The organism is Kitasatospora sp. NPDC057015 (assembly GCF_042673745.1).
GTDB lineage: Bacteria > Actinomycetota > Actinomycetes > Streptomycetales > Streptomycetaceae > Kitasatospora.
On record NZ_JBHUSG010000001.1, the window covers coordinates 56,794 to 72,023 of the forward strand.

Genomic DNA, 15,230 nt, shown 5'->3' on the forward strand with positions numbered 1-15,230 from the left:
GCGCCGGCTACTGGGGAACGGAGACGGCGACCGTCCCGATGGTGTCGTCGCCGACGGCGCCGTCGACCGTGTCGTCCACGACGTCGCCCTCGCACGGGTCCGTCTCGCGCAGCTGCTCCAGCACGCCTTCGCGGTCACTGAGCAGGACGGTGAGGATCCGTCGGGCGGAGCGGAGCAGGTCGGCGACGTCCCCGCCGGCGAGGGCGTAGAGGACGACCGGCCCCTCCCGGGTGGACACCACGATGCCCGAGCGTCTGAGCACCGCGAGCTGCTGCGAGAGGTTGGAGGGCTCGACACCGATGTCGGCCAGCAGGGCGCGGACCGGTAGCGGCCCGCCCTGGAGGAGCTCCAGTACGCGGATCCGCACCGGGTGCCCGAGCATCCGGAAGAACTCCGCCTTGACCTGGTAGAGGGGAGGCTGCGGCATCAGACCTCGAGCTCGTGCTCGACCAGCTGCAGCCGCCGACGGGCCATGGCGAGGTTCGCCCGGCTGCGGTCGAGGGCCAGGTAGAGGAAGAGTCCGCTGCCGTTCCGCGAGGTGAGCGGCCGGATCAGGTGGTACTGGTTGGTGAGGGTCACCAGGATGTCCTCGATCGCGCCCTGGAGCCCCAGCATCTCCATGGTGCGCATCTTCGCCCGGACGAGGTCGGTGTTCCCCGCCGCGGCGATCGCCAGGTCGAAGTCCCGGTCCCCGCCCAGGGTGCCCAGGGCCATGCCGCTGGTCATGTCGACGAGGGCGACGCCGAGGGCGCCCTCGATCATCATCGCTTCCTTCAACGCCACGTCTGTGTGTGCCATGAACGCGACGCTAGTCCACGAACTGACTGTGCATCATGTGAATTGCAGAAGTGTGCAATTCACGCATCGGATGGTGTACCTTGCCCCGCGAGGCCGTCCCGGGCGGCACCGACGACGCGGACGGCGTCGACGGAAGTGACGACGCGGACGCCACGGCGGCGACGGCGACCGGGCCGTCGCCGGCGGGCGTCCGTCGCCGTCATTCCTCGCCGGAGAACCGCTCCCAGGCGGACTGGCGGGTGATGCCGAGGGCCGTCCCGATCCTCGTCCAGGTGACGCCGCGCCTGCGCAGTTCCCGGACCCAGGCGTGCAGGTCCGCCTCCACCTGGTCGGCGACCGCCACGACCCGGGGGAGGTGGTCGAGCATCTGCTGGTCGGTCATGTCGCTGCGCACCGGGATCTGCAGTTCGACCGGCTTGCCCCGGTACTCCGCGACGATCGAGGTGGCCAGGTCCACGCACTCGTTGCAGATGTGCACCCCCGGCCCCGCGACCAGCTTGTCCACCTCCGCGTCGTGCTTGCCGCAGAACGAGCACCGCGTGCTCTCCTGTTCGGCCAACGCCTCGGGCATGCCGCACCTCCGTGTCAGGTTGTTCCTGACGGCAGAGTACGGACGTCAGGAGCAGCCTGACAAGGGACGGCGTGCGAGGGAACGGCCCGACCAGGCGGGCCCGACAAGGACGGCCTGACCAGGACGGTCCGGCGAGCGCGTACCCCGCCGCCGCGTGCGCAACCCGGCGGCAGGGCCGTCCCGCTGTCCGACGCCCGGTCAGGCGGCGGCAGGACGCTCGGGTTGCGCCTCGGTCGCCACCGGCTCCACCCGCTCCACCCGCTCCGCCCGGTCCAGCGGCTCCAGCGGCTCCAGCGGCTCCGCGATCGCCGCCGCTGCCGCGGGCCGCCGGCGGAGCACCCGGGCGAGCACCCGCGGCGCGAAGAGCCGCCGCGTGGGCGACTTGAGGTTGGCCACCCACAGGAAGGCCCGCCCGACCTCGGTGTCCTCGGCCGCCGCCCGGTGCACCCGGGCCACGTACCGGTTCAGGAGCTTCACCCGCAGGGTGCGCCGGCCGTTCACGAACGGGAAGCGCAGGTCGGCGCTGACCGACATGTCCCACGGGACGTCGGCCGCCTCGGTCGCCCGCCGCAGGAACCGCCGGACGGCCTGCTCGCCGCTGCCCTGCGCGAGGCAGTCCCGCAGGGCGATCGCCTCGCAGGCGGCGACCGTCATGCCCTGCCCGTAGGTCGGATTGAACTGGCAGATCGCGTCGCCGAACACCAGGTAGCCCTGCGGCAGGCGCTCCAGCCGGTCGTAGCGCCGCCGGATCGACACCGGGATGCGCATCAGCCGCGGCTCGGTCAGCGGCTCCAACCGCGTCAGCAACCGGTGCAGATCGGGTACCGGCAGCCGCTCCGCGAACCGGTGGTAGCCCTCCGGGTCGAGCGGGGGGTTGTCGCCGTTCATCCCGAACAGCGTCACCAGCCAGCGGTCGCCCTCGCCGCTCAGCGCCACTCCGCCGCGCGGCGCCGCGGCCGAGGCGCCGACCACGTAGGCGTCCGCGTCCACGGTGCCCGGCCGGCGCCGGTACTCCCGCGAGACGTAGACGAGTTCGGAGTCGACCCGCTCCTCCTGCGGCGGCTCGTAGCCCAGGGCCCGGAGCCAGGTCGCGCCGCGGTTGCCGCGGCCGGTGGAGTCCACGAAGAGGTCGGCGGGCACCGTCTGCGGCTCGGCGTTGACCCGCAGCAGGCGCACCGCGGTGATGCGGGTGCCGTCCCCGGCCGCGAGGGGCTCCAGCACCTCGCAGCGCTCGTGGATCTCCACTCCGGGCAGCGCCGCCACCCGCGAGCGCAGGTACCGCTCCAGTGCGGGCCGGCTGACCAGCAGGCAGGGCAGCCCGGACGGCGCCCGGCGCAGCTCGTGCCCGTCGTTGAACCACCGCACGTCCGCCTGCGCGTCGCAGACCAGCGCGCCCCCGGCGACCAGGTCCTCGCCCAGGCCCGGGAACAGCTCCTCCAGTACCTCGAAACCCCGGGACAGCATGCCGTGCGAGTGGTGGCTCTGCGGGACTCCGCGGCGCGGTACGCCGCCCTGCGGCAGCGCGTCCCGCTCCACCACCGTGACCCGTCCGTACGTCTCCGACAGTGCCCGGGCCGCCAGCAGCCCGCCGATCCCCGCTCCCGCGACGACCGCGTGGCCGTCTCTTCGACCGTCACCCTTCATTGGTGCCCTCCTCGCCCCCCGCCGGCCTGTCCGCCGGCAGGGCGAGCATGACCGACGCGACTTGACGACCGATTGCCGTCCGATTGGCGCGCGGCCGTCGTCCGCGCCCGGCGTGGCAGGATGCCTCCCCGGGCCCGGCCCTTCGACCGGCCCGGGCCCGGCTGCTTCCTTGGGTGTCAGTGCGGCAGGCGGGAGCGCGAACCGCGCTCGGCCGGCGCGGCGGCGGCCTTCGCCGGCGGCTTGTCGGCGAGCCGCGCTGCCGTCACCTTCGCGGGCGGTTTCGGCGGCTCGTGCGCGGCGACCACCTTCATCGGAGGTTTCGGCGGCTCGGGTGCGGCGGAGGCCGCGGTCGCGGTGAGGAGACCGACCACCGGCAGGGCCGCGACGGCACTGCCGACGACGGCCAGGCGGACGCGGTTGCGGCGGCCGGAGGTGGTCGTCCGGGCCGTGTCGCCGGGGTCGGCGCCGGTCGCGCCCTTGTCGGTGTCGCTCGTGCCGTCGTCGGTGTCGCTCGTGCCGTCGTCGACGGCGGTGGTCTCGGGGCGGGATGTCATACGGGTCCTCTCGACACGCCCCGGGCAGGACTGCGGAGCCGGCGCCCGGAGGCCCGCTCCGACGGACCCCGCCTCGCGGGCGGTGGGCTGTGCCGGACGTACCGTGCCTGTCGCCCCCGGGCGCTCCCCCGCGCCGGTGGCCTGTCCGAGTCGGCCGGATCGGGGGCCGCGATCCGCGGACGGGCCCCACCTCAAGGGTGTACCACCGAGGAGGCCGCGGGCTCAACCCCTCGCACCGAAGTCAAACCCGTTGTCGGAGGCTTCAGTTGGATGTCGGACGGCGTGCGGGCGCCTCCCGTGGACGGGTACGCCCCGCGCGCTCCGGCGCAACGCTCCGGCGCAGTGCCCCGCGCCCGTCTCCCCCGGTCGGTGCCCGCGGACGACACGATCCGGCTCAGCCGTCGGGCCGGCCGGGAGCGCCGCCACCGCTCAGCGCCTGCGCCAGGAGACGGGCCCACTGTGCGCGCAGCGGGCGCTGGGCGGCCAGGGCCGAGAGCTCCTCCGCCACCCGACAACGGCGCCCCAGGACGAGGTCCAACTCCCAGCTCTCCTGCTGGACTTCGACTCGCACCTCGGTCAGTCGGGCCCGGCGCAGCTCGGCGTACGGGCCGGGGACGCCGGCCAGGGGCGGGCCCTGCCACAGGCCGAGCGCCTGCTGGTAGCCGTCGGCCGCCCGCCTCAGCTCCCCCTGCGAACGCAGGGCCCGCGCCCGGGCCACGCCCTGCTCGAAGACCTCCAGGTCGACGGCCCCCTCCGCCAGCCACAGCGCGTACCCGCCCGACACGGAGACCAGCACGTGGGCCGGGCCGCCGCGCGCGCCGGCGCCCGCCAGCGCCGCGCGGATGTGGGAGACGTAGGCACGGACCATCCCCGCCGCCGCCCGCGGCGGGTCGCACCAGACCGACTCGATCACCTCCTCCGAGGCCACGACGCGCCCCGGTCTCAGCAGGAGCGCGGCCAGAACCGCGCGCTGCTTCGGCGCCCCCAGCGCCACCTCCCTCCGCCCCTCCCACGCCCGTAGCGCGCCGAGGAGCTGAAATCGCACCTCGGTGCCTGGGTGTGCGGTCACCGGCCCCCTCCTTCTGTCGACGTCTGCGGAAGGACCGGCCTCCACCGCCCGGCGGGGTCCGACCCCCCGGTTCGTGAAGCAGTCCTTCGTCGAACTCCGTCTGGCCCTGCCCGTCTCCCCCGCGTCCGGACCGCGAACCGCTCCGCCCGACCCCCGCGCGGAACCACGGCCTGCCCGGCCCCCGCTCCCCCCTCGTGCGGCGGGCGGCCGAGACGACGCACCGGACAACTCTGCCCCCTTGCTTCGGAGCGGCTCCACCGGATGTTTGGTCGTTGGCCAGAACACGCGCCCGTGATGTCCGGTCGGCGCGGATGCCGGTCGGTTGCCCGGCGCCGCCGGGGAGTGACGGGAGACGCCGGGGCACGCCGGCGGAGCGCCGGCCGCGTGCCGCCTATGCTGGCGGCCATGTCAGGTGAACGGCGGACCTTCAGGTACTCGGACGGCGAGCGGATCCCGGGGGTGTGGCGGCCGGTCTTCGTCCACGGAGCCGGCGTCCACCACCTGACCGAGCTGACGGTGTACGCGGACGGCCTGGTGGACTGCTGGGGGCTGTCCACCGTGGCGGAGTTCGCCGAGCGGGTCGGGTACGGCCAGGTGGGTGCCCAGATCGCCGAGGGCGCGCGCGGCTCCGCGGCCGGGCTGGGCACCTGGCGGTTCGCCTCGGCGCACACCTTCCTCACACCGGAGCGGCTGCTCGCCGAAGTCCGTTCGGAGATCGCGCGGTTGAACGATCCGGCCGAGCGGGCGCGGCACGACGATCCGCCGATCGACCCGGCGGTGGTGGTCGACGAGTTCTCGCTCCCCGAGCTGCACAACGAGCACCCGCTGCCGGTCACCGTGGAAGGCGTCCGGCACGCCTGCGCCGCCGACGCCTTCCGGGCGGTGGACGGTCCGCCCGCCGCCGGACGGACCGGGCCCGCGCTGATGGCCGGGGTGCTGCGCGCGAAGTTCGCCCAACACCCGGACGCGGCGGGCGTGCTGCTGGCCACCGGGGACGCCGTGATCCGCTACCACGACCCCGACTCGGCGTACTGGGGCGCCGAGGGCCGGTCTGGCCGGAACTGGATGGGCCGGCTGCTGGAGCTGGTCCGGGCGGAGCTGGCCGCGCTCCCGGCGACTGCGGACCGGCTCCCGGGGGCGTCCGGTGACCGTCCGACCGGGGGCGGGTCGCAGGTCTGAGATCGCGGAGCCCGCGGGCGGCGGCGGGTTGTGCGGGAGCGCCGCGGCGGCACCGGCGGAGCGGTAGCCTCCCGGGATGGGGCAGGTGCGGAGCGATCGGGGTGGGGACGTGGAGCAGAACTACGGCTACTGGCGCGTGACGGACGGTTCGACCGTGGCGGTGGCCCGGGCCGACGCGCTGACCTCGTGGACCGAGGCGGCGTACCCGGTCCTGGTCGGGGTGGCCGGCTCGTACCGGGCGGTCATCACCTACGGCGAGCTGGCGGCCGAGGTGCAGGCGGCGTCCGGGGTGCGGACCAAGGCCCTCCAGCACAACTGGATCGGGCGGGTGCTGGGCGGCGTCGTGCACGAGGCGCACCGCCGTGGTGACCCGCCGCTGACGGCGCTGGTGGTGCACGCCCAGGACGGGATGGTCGGGGAGGGCTACAAGGAAGTCCTGGAGGTCGCGGGCGAGCCGCCCGCCGGCGACGAGCTGGCCCGGGAACTGCATGCCGCGCGGGCCAGACTCGCCTGTTACCGGGAGTTCTGTCAGTCCCTTCCCGCCGACGGCGGGACGGCCGCGCTCGCTCCGCGCTACGAGTCGACGGTCGCCCGCCGACGGGCCGCGGCCGCCGCCGAGAAGCCGGCCGCCGTCTGCCCCGGCTGCTCGCTCCAGCTTCCGGCCACGGGGGCCTGCGACTTCTGCTGAACCGCCGCGCCGGACTCCCCGGCCGCCGGGTCCGGGGGTCCCTATCGCCCGGCGGGCTGTACGGCGGCGCCGGCACCCGTGCGGCTGCGGTCGAGCGCGCCGCGCAGCCGGTCGACCTCGGCCGGCCCGGCAAGTCCGCGCTTGGGGAGCATGGTGAGGCAGGAGGCGTTCTTGTCGCTGCTCAGCAGGACGAAGAGCCCGGTGGTCTCGACGTAGCGGGGTGCCGCCTGCCAGCTGTGGGTGCTGGACGAGTGCTCGCTCTGCACGGTGATGCCCGACTCGGTCACGGTCGCCCGGAACTCGCCCTTGTCGGCGGCCAGTCGGTGGAACTGCCGGGCCTGCAACCGCGGCAGGCCGAGCAGCAGCAGCGGGGCGACCAGCAGCATGACCACCAGCGGCGGATCCACCGTGCCCTCGTTCGCCAGCGAGAGGGCCGTCGCGACCGCGGCCAGGGCGAACACCGCGATCAGCAGCAGGCGGGTCCGCCGGCCGGTCGCGCTGGCCTTGGACCGGGCGACCAGTGCCTCCCGGAAGTCCTCCTCCGTCAGCCGGTACGTCAGCTCCACCGGTATGTCGGCCTGCTGGTCCTCATCCATGCGCTCTCCTCGTCACGTGATCGACCAGGGATGCTAGCGCGGCGGCGGTCTCCACGGCCAGGTGGATTCCCGGCCCGCCGCACCGCCCTCACCTGGGACGAGTCCCCCGTACCCCCGCGCCGAGGCGCCGACGGTCGGATGCCCGCTGCGACGCCCCGGCGGGTCGCGTCGGCCGCGGATTCGCCCGTCCTGCCGCCCCGGGCCGGGCCGGGCGGTACCGTCGTCCTCGGACTACGGAGGGTGGCAGGGCGATGACAGGACCGGAACTCCGAACGTGCGCCGCGTGCGGCGGGGCGCGCGGCACCGAGAAGACGCAGCACACCGTGGAGTTGGACGCCGAGGGCCGGCAGGTCGCGCGGGTCGACACCTTCTGGTCGGCGTGCACCGCGTGCGGCGGACTCGGGACGGTCGTCGTCGGCTGAGGACGACCGTCCCGCGCCTGGAGTGCGCGGGCCGGGAGGCGCCCCGGACCGGGCGAGGTCGGCCCCGCGTCAGCGGAGGTCGGCGTCGGGTCGGGCGAGGTCGGCATCGGGGATCCAGGAGCCGTGGATCATGGCGGGGACGCGGCGCGGCAGGTGGACGGTGGCGACCGGCGGAAGGGTCAGGTCGGAGGCGTCCAGGACGAGCATCCGGGAGGCGTCGGCGTTGAGGTCGCTGACCACGGTCAGCAGGTATCCGGCGTCCTCGCCGGCCCCCTGCGCCGCGGGCACGAACAGGGCCTCGCTGGGGAGTTGGCCGGTGCCGAAGGGCAGCAGCTGGCGGGTACCGGTCGAGCGGTCGTACTTGACCAGGGTGTGGTTGCCGATGCCGAGGTCGTCGGGGAAGGACAGCGCGTACTGGTACCGGTGCTCGCGTCCGATGAAGTCGTCGTTGATCGTCGGGAACTCCACCGTGAGGTCGTCGGTCTGCTCCTCGCGGACGGTACCGGCGGTCAGGTCGACGGTCCAGCGCCGGCTGCGCGAGCCGGAGTTGGGCTCGGCGCCGCGGTCGGGAGCACCGACCCACCAGTTCCAGGAGCGCTGCCAGCCGGCCCGGCCCACCGACGGGCCCTCGACGACGATCCGTCCGCGGGCGTCCTCGTACGCGTTGGCGAGGTGCATCGCGTAGCCCTGGCCGATCTCGAACCAGCGCACCTGCTCGGCGCCGCCCTCGCCCCTCGGCATCACCCCGATGCGCGAGGCCTGCGCGTCGCTCCAGCGGTACGGGATGCCCGACTGCTCGGCGTGGTCGAAGGTGACGGATCCCTCCAGGAACACCACGTGGTGCTCGGTGATGGCGAAGTCGTGCTTGAGCGCCGCACTCGCTCCCGGGACCTCCCGGCTGCGCAGGACCTGGCCGTCGGGCGAGGCCACGTGGTGGATCAGGTGGGGCGGGAACGGGGAGGACGCGAAGAAGTGCAGCTCGCCGGTGACCGGATCCTCCTTGGGGTGGGCGGTCATCGCCGAGGTGAGCCTGCCACCGAAGTCGTAGGCTCCGACGGTGTCCAGGTCGGCCGTCAGCTCGAAGGGGAGGTTCGCCTCGCACAGGGCGAGCAGCCGTCCGCCGTGCTCGATGACGTGCGTTCCGGCGGTGCTGGCCGTCAGGTCGGGGCCCTGCTCGGTCAGGTACGGCGCGCCCTCCAGCGCCGGGGTGTGCACCCAGCGGTTGCGGTACCACTCGGCGCGGCCCTCCCGGAGCCGGATCCCGTGCACCATGCCGCTGCCCTTGAACCAGTGCGTGGGCGTGATGCCGGGCTTGGGGTTGTGACTGTTACGGATCAGCCGCCCGGACAGCTCCGGCGGCAGGCTGCCCTCGACGCGCAGGTCGGTGGCGGTGATCTCGTCGGCGACGGGGGTGTAGTGGCCGGTCAGGTAGGGCTTGCTGGTCATGGTGTGATCCTTCGCTGCGGGACGGCGACTGGTTCGGGGCGGGGACGGCGGGCGGGGCGCTGGTGGGCACCGCGGGGACGGCGGGGACGGCGGGGACGGCGGGGACGGCGGGCGCCGCGCGGCTGCGCGCGGCGCCCGCAGCGTCAGCGCTGCTCGGCCCGTTCCTTCAGGCGCAGCAGCCACTGCTCCAGCGACTGCCTCAGCGCGTCGCGGAGCGCGTCGGGCGCGGCGAGCACCGGGGCGCCGCTCCAGGACTCGTCGGTGCGGATCGTCACCAGGCCGTCCTGCTCCTGGAAGGTCCAGACGTGGACGCCGTCGATGCCCTGCGCGGGCCCGCCCCAGACGATGCGGCGGCCGGGGACGACCTGGTAGACGGTCGAGGTGATGTCGAGGCCGTGGGTGCGCCAGGCGAAGGTGGCGCCGGGGGCGAGCGGGCCGGCGAGCTCCGCGGCGCTGATGTCGGGGTTCCAGTCGGGCCAGGCGGCGATGTCGGTGTGCAGCGCCCACACCTCGGCGAGCGGGGCGTTGACGGTGACGGCGAGCCGGACGACGACGGGGGCGTCCGAGTCGACGGCCTGGATCGGTTCCAGTCCGGCCGGGGCGACGAGGCCGTTGTCCTCGGTACGGGTGGTGCCGGCGGGGTGGGTGCTGTCGGTGGTCATGTCGGGTTCTCCTTCGTGGTGGTGGCGCCCGGGTGGGTCCCCGGGCGGGAGCGGCGGGCGGGAGCGGCGGGCGGGAGCGGCGGGCGGGAGGCTGTCGAGGTGGTGCACCACTCGCTCAGTGAATGTGTGGTCACTCACTCACTTACGAGGCCGAGAAGGTGCACCGGGCGGTCATCCGGAACTCCTGATTCCCTGTTTTCGGGATCACCGGCGAGACGCCGGGAATCAGAGATGGTTTGCGATTGACCACTCACTCATGGCCGACACGAAAGGCCGAATCGGTCGAGAGAGCGAGCGGGACACCGGTACTGCCGCCGGTGGGCGACGGCGGCCGTCAGTAGTGGCGGATGCCCGCGGCCAGCGTGCGGGTCCAGGGGGCGTCCACCGCGTCGACGTCCATCGCCACCAGCAGGTGGCAGAGCATGCCGACGGCGAAGAACTCCTGGACCTGGCGGTCCGCCGCACCCGAGGCGCCGCGGACGTACTCCACCAGGCGGGCGTACCCGGCCCGCACGACCTCTCGGACGGCGGGCTCGGAGACGGCGGCGGCCTGGGCGTGCATCTGTACGAGCAGGAGGTCGTTGTCGCTGATCAGACGGGCGTAGGCGTCCCCCATCGCGGAGAGCACCGCCTCGGGTGAGCCACCCTTGGCCTCCGCCGCGCCGACCTCCAGGCTCGCCCGGACCCGGACCAGGCAGTGCTCGACGACCGCGACGAACAGCGCCTCCTTGCTCGGGAAGAGCCGGTAGACATAGGCCTGCGAGATGCCGGCGGCCTTGGCCACCTCGGTCGTGGTGGTGCCGAAGTAACCACGGGCGGCGAACGCTCCGATCGCCGTCCGCAGGACCGTGTCGCGGCGCTCGTCGGCGGTGGAGAGTTGGCGTCGTCGTTCCGTCTGCATGTGAGTACTCAACCACTCACACTTTTTGGTGTCAAGGCTCCCCCGCGCCACCACCCCACCGCGGCGCCCCCGGGCGAACCGCCCGCCCCGCCCCGGTCAGTCGCGATCCACCCGGACCCCGCCCACCAGACCCCAGGCGTCGAGGCGCACGGTCGGACCGCCGGGCTCGCCGGGTCCGTCGTCGCGCACGCCGCCCAACCGGATCCCGCCGACCACCACCCGCACGTCCGGACGCACCCGCAGCGTCACCCCGCCGACCAGGCCGATCCTGGTGATCCGCAGCTCGGCGCCGTCCGGGATCTCCACCTCCGTCAGGTCGATGTCCACTCCCCCGACGAGCGAGGCGGCCACGGTGCGACGGTGAACCTCCGCGCCGGCCAGCCGAGTTCCGCCGATCAGGCGGACATGAAGGTCGGTCTTCCGGTCGTCCCGCTGCTCAATGTCGGTCATCCCGCCACCGTACGGAAGACCTGGCCGCCCGCGACAGTGCCCGCGGGCATCCACCGTCCCTGCCGTCCGCCCCGGACCCGCCGGGTCGACCGGATGCTCCCCGCCCGGCTCGGGAACGGGGGCGACGCCCGGCCGGTCGGCCGCCCGGGTCCACCGATCGGCCCCCTGCGTGCGGTAGGACAGGGGACGGATCCACCGGCGGCCCGCGGGGCCGTTCGGGCGATCCTGGAGGGCAGTTCGCCGCCACTCGCAACCACCGCCGCGCAGACGCGTCCATGCATGTGAAGGGCACGGAGAGGCGGAGCCGGCGACCACCGGGAACCGCGGTGCCGGACACCCTCACCCGCCACGTCCATCTCACGATCCCTGGGACCCCTGCCATGCGTACGCCCGGTTTCCCCCGTCTCGCCCGCCAGGCCGCGTTCGCCGGCGCCGCCCTCGTCATCGGCGCGGGCCTGCCGCTGACCGTCGGCGGCGCCACCGCCCACGCCTGCGGCGACGCGCCCCGCAGCAGCACCGCGACCGCCGTCGCCCCCACCACGACCGGGGACACCGCACCCCGGGGCGCCACGGTGACCGGCTTCATCCCGGTCGTCCCCACCGCTATCACCGCGGGCGGCCCGAAGATCGAGATCGGCGTGGAGGAGGCCAACCTCAGCGGCGCACCGATGGAGCGCGTCGCCCCGGGCTTCGCGCTCTACGACGAGCAGGCCGGCGGCCACGGCACCGGGACGCTGCTCCACATCGAGGAACTCTCGGTCGAGGTCATGTTCCACGGCCGCTGGACGCCGCTGGAGCTGCACTACGGCTGCGACCCCGTCATCTCGGCCGACACCTCCGCCCTCGCCGAGCCGCTCGCCGACGGCCGCGCGCACCGGTTCCTCTTCCGCGTCGGCCTGTCGGCGCAGGCGCCCGCCGACCGGACCCGGATCCAGGTCTACTCGGGCGTCGCCCCCGACGGGAGGCTGAACGCGATCACCCTGACCGTCGCGCACCCGGCCGACCGGCCGGCCACCGCCGAACCGTCCCCGACGGTGACCACGGCCTCGGCCTCGACCGCGACCTCGGCCTCGACCGACTCGGTGGCGGCTGACGCCCGGCCGTCCGCCGGCGCCCTCGACGAGCAGTCGGTCGCCGCCGAGCCCGTCGCGCCCCGGTCGGCAGCTGCGCCGCCTCTCGTACCCGCGCAGAACCCCGCCCCCGCGGCGGCCGACGCACCCGCCGGGACGGTCGGCCTCGCAGGCACGGCCGAGGCCACCCAGGTGGTGCCGCTCGCCGGAGAGCCGGCCGCCCGGGCGTCCGCTGGCTCCGACACCGCCCTCCTCTGGGGTGGCCTGGCTCTAGCCCTGCTCGGCGCCGGCGCCGCCTTCGTCGGGGTCCGCCTGCGCGCCCGGCGCTGAACGCCGCTGCTCACGCGGCACGGGCGTACGAGGCCGCGCGGCCTCGTACGCCCGTGCCGGGTTCTGCGCCGGACCGCCTGCGGCTGCGTCCTACCGGCGGAAGTGGGCCTGGTGTTCGAGCAGGAAGGCGTCGAGCGTGCGGGGCGGGCGGCCCAGGATGTCGACGACGGTGCTGGTCGGGCTCTCGGGTCGGGTCACGGCGAGTTGCTGGATCTCCGTCACGTGCTCGGCGAGCCAGCCGGGCAGGTGGGCGTTGCGGACGAGGTCCTGGCGCAGTTCGTCCGGGGCGAGGTTCACGTAGCGGATCTGACGACCTGTCAGGGTCGACATCCGCGCGGCGATTTCGGAGTAGGAGACGGCCTCGGGGCCGGTGAGGGTGTAGGTGCCTCCGGCGATCTCGGGCCTGGTGAGGGCGGCGGCGGCGACGTCGCCGATGTCGCGGCAGTCGACGTGGTTGAAGGGCGCGTCACCCGCCGTGCCGAGGATGATCCCCTGGGCGACGGTGGGGGCCAGGCGTAGGAGGTTCTGCATGAACGCGTAGGGGCGCAGGACGGTGTGGGTGAGGCCGCTGGCCCGCAGGTGATCCTCGACGGCGCGGTGTCCGCGGGAGACGGCGACCGGGGAGTCGGGTTCGGCGGCGGGCGCGGAGATCTTGACGATGTGTCCGATGCCGCTGCGGGCGGCGATGTCGATGACGCGGGTTTCGAGTTCGACCTGGGCGGGGCTGTTGGCCATGGCGAGGAAGAGCCGGTCGGCACCCTCGAAGGCGGCGCGCAGGGAGTCCGGGTCGGCGGCGTCGGCGTACCGGACCTCGGCCTGCGGGTCGGGTGCCCCGGCCATCCCGGGGATCGGCCTGTGCGGCGTGCGGGTCAGCGCTCGGACGGGCGCGCCGAGTGCGAGGAGGCTGTGGAGCAGGGCGTTCCCGGTCGCTCCGGTGGCTCCCATGACGACGATCATCGTGTGCTCGTTCCTTGGTGACTTCCCGGCGGCGGATGCGGCCGGGGCGGGCTCGGTCGGGCCCGGACTCGTGGGGCGGGTGGGCAGGCCCGGCATCGTGGGGCGGGTGGGCAGGCCTGGCATCGTGGGGCGGGTGGGCAGGCCCGGCATCGGGATGCGTGTCCCCGGCGCCGGGGTGGGCTACTGGGGGGACGGCCTCGTGGTGCTGCGCCAGCGCAGGGTGACGATGGTGGTGGCGAGCACGGCGGAGACGGGCAGGTCGATGCGCAGGCGCACCAGCCACGGGGTGGCGGGGATCGCGGTGTGGGCGGGCAGCCACTGGGCGACGAACCACCCCAGCAGGGCCGCCGCGCCGGCGGCGACGACGACGAGTGCGGCGGCCAGGACGACGCGCGGCACGGCGACGGTCCACCGTCGGGGCCGCCCGCCGTGCCGCAGCCAGGCACCGACCAGGAACGCCACCACGGCGGAGGTGCCGGCGATGGAGGTGCAGGCGGCCACGACCAGGTCCCGCTGCCCGGTGACGACACCGGCGGTACCGGCCATCAGCGCGGGGGCGGCGTAGGCGGTCAGCACCTCGCGCCACAGGATGAACGGCCGGGACGGCCGGACGGCGGCCCGGTCACGGCTCCTTCTGACCTTCGTTGCGGGCATGTCGGCCTCTTTCTCGTGCGGATGATGGGGATGCGACGGGTCGCGGCGAGCGCCGGCAGGGCCGCTCCGCCACGATAATTAGGCGGCTAACTATTGCCTCGTAAAAAGGGCCCTGCCCGGAGGCGGGGCCACGACCGACCGAAGCCGGGTCAGTCGGCGACCAGGGCCGCGCTGCCGCGCACGACCCGGGCGAGCAGATCCAGGAACACCGCACGCTCCTCGACAGAGAGCCCGCCCACCATCGCCTCAAGCCGCCCGAAGTGATCGGCGGCCATGTCGCGCAGGCGCTGCGCCCCGCGCGCGGTCAGGACGGCCACCGTGCCCCGGCCGTCCTCGACGGACGGACGTCGGGCGACCAGCCCCTCGCGCTCAAGGCCGTCCAGCAGGCCGGTGACCGTGGCCCTGGAGACGTCGAGGTCCTCCGCGAGACGCGAGGGGGACTTCTCCCCCCCGTGGTCCTCCAGGTCGGCGAGCAGCCGGTAGCGTCCGGTCGACAGGCCGAATCGGGCGAAGTGCACCTCGGCCGCCCGGCCGACCCTCGCGCCGGCCGAGATCAGCCGCACCGCGACCAGCACCGCCTGCGGATCCACCTCAAGGCCGTAGTGCTCGACCTGCCGCCTGGCCTGGTCGAGCGTGGGCGCCTCGCCGTCGATGCCACCGTCCCTCGTCATGTAGATAATATGGCGGCTAATTACTTGGTCTGTCAAGGCACCCCGGGTGCCCGTCCGACGAGGGTCGACGAACCCTCGTCCAGCCCACGCGCGGGGCAGGAAACGGGCGGCGGGCGTGGTGCCCGGCGGGCCGATCGCCGTCCTGGCAGGATGGCCGTATGGAACACGTGCTTGGAATCGGTGGGTACTTCATGCGGGCCGCCGACCCGGCGTCCCTGGGGGCCTGGTACCGCGACTGCCTGGGCCTGGAAGCCGACGAGAACGGCCTCTGGCGTCAGGAGGCCGGGCCGACGGTGTTCGCGACCTTCGAGCCCGACACCGAGTACTTCGGGTCCCGCGGCCAGCAGGCCATGCTCAACTTCCGGGTCCGCGACCTGGACGCGATGCTCGCGCAACTGCGCACCAAGGGAGCGAACGTCGCTGCCGAGACGCAGGACATAGAAGGCGTCGGACGCTTCGGCTGGGTCACCGATCCCGAGGGCAACCGGATCGAACTGTGGCAGCCCGCCTGACCGCGTCCGCACCATCGAAGGCCGACCGTGTCCCGGCTGCCCCCGGCCGCCCCGAC

Annotated in this window: 19 protein-coding genes; 5 read left to right on the forward strand and 14 right to left on the reverse strand. The window is 74.3% G+C overall.

All coding sequences use genetic code 11. The annotated features are described in order from the left end of the window. Positions 1-7: 7 nt before the first annotated feature. From ACFTWP_RS00215 to ACFTWP_RS00240, 6 genes are all read right to left on the reverse strand, one after another. On the reverse strand, positions 8-427 hold the full coding sequence (locus ACFTWP_RS00215) for an ArsR/SmtB family transcription factor (protein WP_380260947.1): 420 nt from the start codon (positions 425-427) through the stop codon (positions 8-10). Next, a complete protein-coding gene (locus ACFTWP_RS00220) occupies positions 427-798 on the reverse strand; it encodes a hypothetical protein (RefSeq protein WP_380260949.1) in 372 nt (123 codons plus the stop codon). The genes ACFTWP_RS00215 and ACFTWP_RS00220 overlap by 1 nt, the downstream gene beginning before the upstream one ends. 199 nt (positions 799-997) lie before the next feature. Further along, positions 998-1,369: a ClpX C4-type zinc finger protein gene (locus ACFTWP_RS00225; protein ID WP_380260951.1), complete on the reverse strand. Its 372-nt coding sequence runs from the start codon at positions 1,367-1,369 to the stop codon at positions 998-1,000. 198 nt (positions 1,370-1,567) lie between these two features. Further along, positions 1,568-3,013, reverse strand: a complete 1,446-nt coding sequence (locus ACFTWP_RS00230; RefSeq protein WP_380260953.1) for an NAD(P)/FAD-dependent oxidoreductase — start codon at positions 3,011-3,013, stop codon at positions 1,568-1,570. Between the two features lie 176 nt (positions 3,014-3,189). After that, positions 3,190-3,567: a hypothetical protein gene (locus tag ACFTWP_RS00235; RefSeq protein ID WP_380260955.1), complete on the reverse strand. Its 378-nt coding sequence runs from the start codon at positions 3,565-3,567 to the stop codon at positions 3,190-3,192. 394 nt (positions 3,568-3,961) lie between these two features. Further along, positions 3,962-4,636 carry a BTAD domain-containing putative transcriptional regulator gene (locus ACFTWP_RS00240; protein WP_380260957.1) on the reverse strand — a complete coding sequence of 225 codons (675 nt, stop codon included), beginning with the start codon at positions 4,634-4,636 and terminating at the stop codon, positions 3,962-3,964. 405 nt (positions 4,637-5,041) lie between these two features. Between ACFTWP_RS00240 and ACFTWP_RS00245 the strand changes: the two genes are divergently transcribed. Together ACFTWP_RS00245 and ACFTWP_RS00250 are read left to right on the forward strand one after the other, a co-directional pair. Then, positions 5,042-5,815, forward strand: coding sequence for an NADAR domain-containing protein (locus ACFTWP_RS00245; protein ID WP_380260959.1), 774 nt, complete (start codon positions 5,042-5,044; stop codon positions 5,813-5,815). Positions 5,816-5,891: 76 nt separating this feature from the next. Then, a complete protein-coding gene (locus tag ACFTWP_RS00250) occupies positions 5,892-6,503 on the forward strand; it encodes a hypothetical protein (protein WP_380260961.1) in 612 nt (203 codons plus the stop codon). A 41-nt stretch (positions 6,504-6,544) separates the two neighbouring features. Here the strand turns inward: ACFTWP_RS00250 and ACFTWP_RS00255 are convergent, their stop codons facing one another. Further along, positions 6,545-7,099 carry a YcxB family protein gene (locus ACFTWP_RS00255; protein WP_380260963.1) on the reverse strand — a complete coding sequence of 185 codons (555 nt, stop codon included), beginning with the start codon at positions 7,097-7,099 and terminating at the stop codon, positions 6,545-6,547. A 251-nt stretch (positions 7,100-7,350) separates the two neighbouring features. Between ACFTWP_RS00255 and ACFTWP_RS00260 the strand changes: the two genes are divergently transcribed. Then, a complete protein-coding gene (locus tag ACFTWP_RS00260; protein WP_380260965.1) occupies positions 7,351-7,521 on the forward strand; it encodes a hypothetical protein in 171 nt (56 codons plus the stop codon). 69 nt (positions 7,522-7,590) lie between these two features. Here ACFTWP_RS00260 and ACFTWP_RS00265 read toward each other — a convergent pair whose 3' ends face one another. The 4 genes from ACFTWP_RS00265 to ACFTWP_RS00280 form a co-directional block, all read right to left on the reverse strand. Then, positions 7,591-8,967 carry a carotenoid oxygenase family protein gene (locus tag ACFTWP_RS00265; protein ID WP_380260967.1) on the reverse strand — a complete coding sequence of 459 codons (1,377 nt, stop codon included), beginning with the start codon at positions 8,965-8,967 and terminating at the stop codon, positions 7,591-7,593. A gap of 143 nt (positions 8,968-9,110) precedes the next feature. Then, positions 9,111-9,629, reverse strand: coding sequence for an SRPBCC family protein (locus ACFTWP_RS00270; protein ID WP_380260969.1), 519 nt, complete (start codon positions 9,627-9,629; stop codon positions 9,111-9,113). Between the two features lie 334 nt (positions 9,630-9,963). Beyond that, the gene (locus ACFTWP_RS00275; RefSeq protein ID WP_380260971.1) at positions 9,964-10,530 is read right to left on the reverse strand and encodes a TetR/AcrR family transcriptional regulator; all 567 of its coding nucleotides are present in this window, start codon (positions 10,528-10,530) and stop codon (positions 9,964-9,966) included. Between the two features lie 96 nt (positions 10,531-10,626). Continuing rightward, positions 10,627-10,980, reverse strand: a complete 354-nt coding sequence (locus ACFTWP_RS00280) for a hypothetical protein (protein WP_380260973.1) — start codon at positions 10,978-10,980, stop codon at positions 10,627-10,629. Positions 10,981-11,360: 380 nt separating this feature from the next. Here ACFTWP_RS00280 and ACFTWP_RS00285 point away from each other — a divergent pair, with 380 nt between their 5' ends. Beyond that, the gene (locus ACFTWP_RS00285) at positions 11,361-12,380 is read left to right on the forward strand and encodes a hypothetical protein (protein WP_380260975.1); all 1,020 of its coding nucleotides are present in this window, start codon (positions 11,361-11,363) and stop codon (positions 12,378-12,380) included. A gap of 90 nt (positions 12,381-12,470) precedes the next feature. On the opposite strand, the gene ACFTWP_RS00290 is transcribed toward ACFTWP_RS00285, so the two are convergent. From ACFTWP_RS00290 to ACFTWP_RS00300, 3 genes are all read right to left on the reverse strand, one after another. Then, positions 12,471-13,325, reverse strand: coding sequence for an SDR family oxidoreductase (locus tag ACFTWP_RS00290; RefSeq protein WP_380260977.1), 855 nt, complete (start codon positions 13,323-13,325; stop codon positions 12,471-12,473). Positions 13,326-13,517: 192 nt separating this feature from the next. Continuing rightward, entirely contained in the window at positions 13,518-13,991 is a 474-nt protein-coding gene (locus ACFTWP_RS00295; RefSeq protein WP_380260979.1) for a hypothetical protein, read from the reverse strand. A 149-nt stretch (positions 13,992-14,140) separates the two neighbouring features. After that, positions 14,141-14,662, reverse strand: coding sequence for a MarR family winged helix-turn-helix transcriptional regulator (locus ACFTWP_RS00300; protein ID WP_380260981.1), 522 nt, complete (start codon positions 14,660-14,662; stop codon positions 14,141-14,143). 158 nt (positions 14,663-14,820) lie between these two features. Between ACFTWP_RS00300 and ACFTWP_RS00305 the strand changes: the two genes are divergently transcribed. Next, positions 14,821-15,174: a VOC family protein gene (locus ACFTWP_RS00305; protein WP_380260983.1), complete on the forward strand. Its 354-nt coding sequence runs from the start codon at positions 14,821-14,823 to the stop codon at positions 15,172-15,174. Positions 15,175-15,230: the final 56 nt, after the last annotated feature.

Coding starts and splice junctions, on each gene's coding strand:
- ACFTWP_RS00215 (WP_380260947.1), bottom strand. CDS start 427: ATGCCGCAGCCTCCCCTCTACCAGGTCAAGGCGGAGTTCTTCCGGATG.
- ACFTWP_RS00220 (WP_380260949.1), bottom strand. CDS start 798: ATGGCACACACAGACGTGGCGTTGAAGGAAGCGATGATGATCGAGGGC.
- ACFTWP_RS00225 (WP_380260951.1), bottom strand. CDS start 1,369: ATGCCCGAGGCGTTGGCCGAACAGGAGAGCACGCGGTGCTCGTTCTGC.
- ACFTWP_RS00230 (WP_380260953.1), bottom strand. CDS start 3,013: ATGAAGGGTGACGGTCGAAGAGACGGCCACGCGGTCGTCGCGGGAGCG.
- ACFTWP_RS00235 (WP_380260955.1), bottom strand. CDS start 3,567: ATGACATCCCGCCCCGAGACCACCGCCGTCGACGACGGCACGAGCGAC.
- ACFTWP_RS00245 (WP_380260959.1), top strand. CDS start 5,042: ATGTCAGGTGAACGGCGGACCTTCAGGTACTCGGACGGCGAGCGGATC.
- ACFTWP_RS00250 (WP_380260961.1), top strand. CDS start 5,892: ATGGGGCAGGTGCGGAGCGATCGGGGTGGGGACGTGGAGCAGAACTAC.
- ACFTWP_RS00255 (WP_380260963.1), bottom strand. CDS start 7,099: ATGGATGAGGACCAGCAGGCCGACATACCGGTGGAGCTGACGTACCGG.
- ACFTWP_RS00260 (WP_380260965.1), top strand. CDS start 7,351: ATGACAGGACCGGAACTCCGAACGTGCGCCGCGTGCGGCGGGGCGCGC.
- ACFTWP_RS00265 (WP_380260967.1), bottom strand. CDS start 8,967: ATGACCAGCAAGCCCTACCTGACCGGCCACTACACCCCCGTCGCCGAC.
- ACFTWP_RS00270 (WP_380260969.1), bottom strand. CDS start 9,629: ATGACCACCGACAGCACCCACCCCGCCGGCACCACCCGTACCGAGGAC.
- ACFTWP_RS00275 (WP_380260971.1), bottom strand. CDS start 10,530: ATGCAGACGGAACGACGACGCCAACTCTCCACCGCCGACGAGCGCCGC.
- ACFTWP_RS00280 (WP_380260973.1), bottom strand. CDS start 10,980: ATGACCGACATTGAGCAGCGGGACGACCGGAAGACCGACCTTCATGTC.
- ACFTWP_RS00285 (WP_380260975.1), top strand. CDS start 11,361: ATGCGTACGCCCGGTTTCCCCCGTCTCGCCCGCCAGGCCGCGTTCGCC.
- ACFTWP_RS00290 (WP_380260977.1), bottom strand. CDS start 13,325: ATGGGAGCCACCGGAGCGACCGGGAACGCCCTGCTCCACAGCCTCCTC.
- ACFTWP_RS00295 (WP_380260979.1), bottom strand. CDS start 13,991: ATGCCCGCAACGAAGGTCAGAAGGAGCCGTGACCGGGCCGCCGTCCGG.
- ACFTWP_RS00300 (WP_380260981.1), bottom strand. CDS start 14,662: ATGACGAGGGACGGTGGCATCGACGGCGAGGCGCCCACGCTCGACCAG.
- ACFTWP_RS00305 (WP_380260983.1), top strand. CDS start 14,821: ATGGAACACGTGCTTGGAATCGGTGGGTACTTCATGCGGGCCGCCGAC.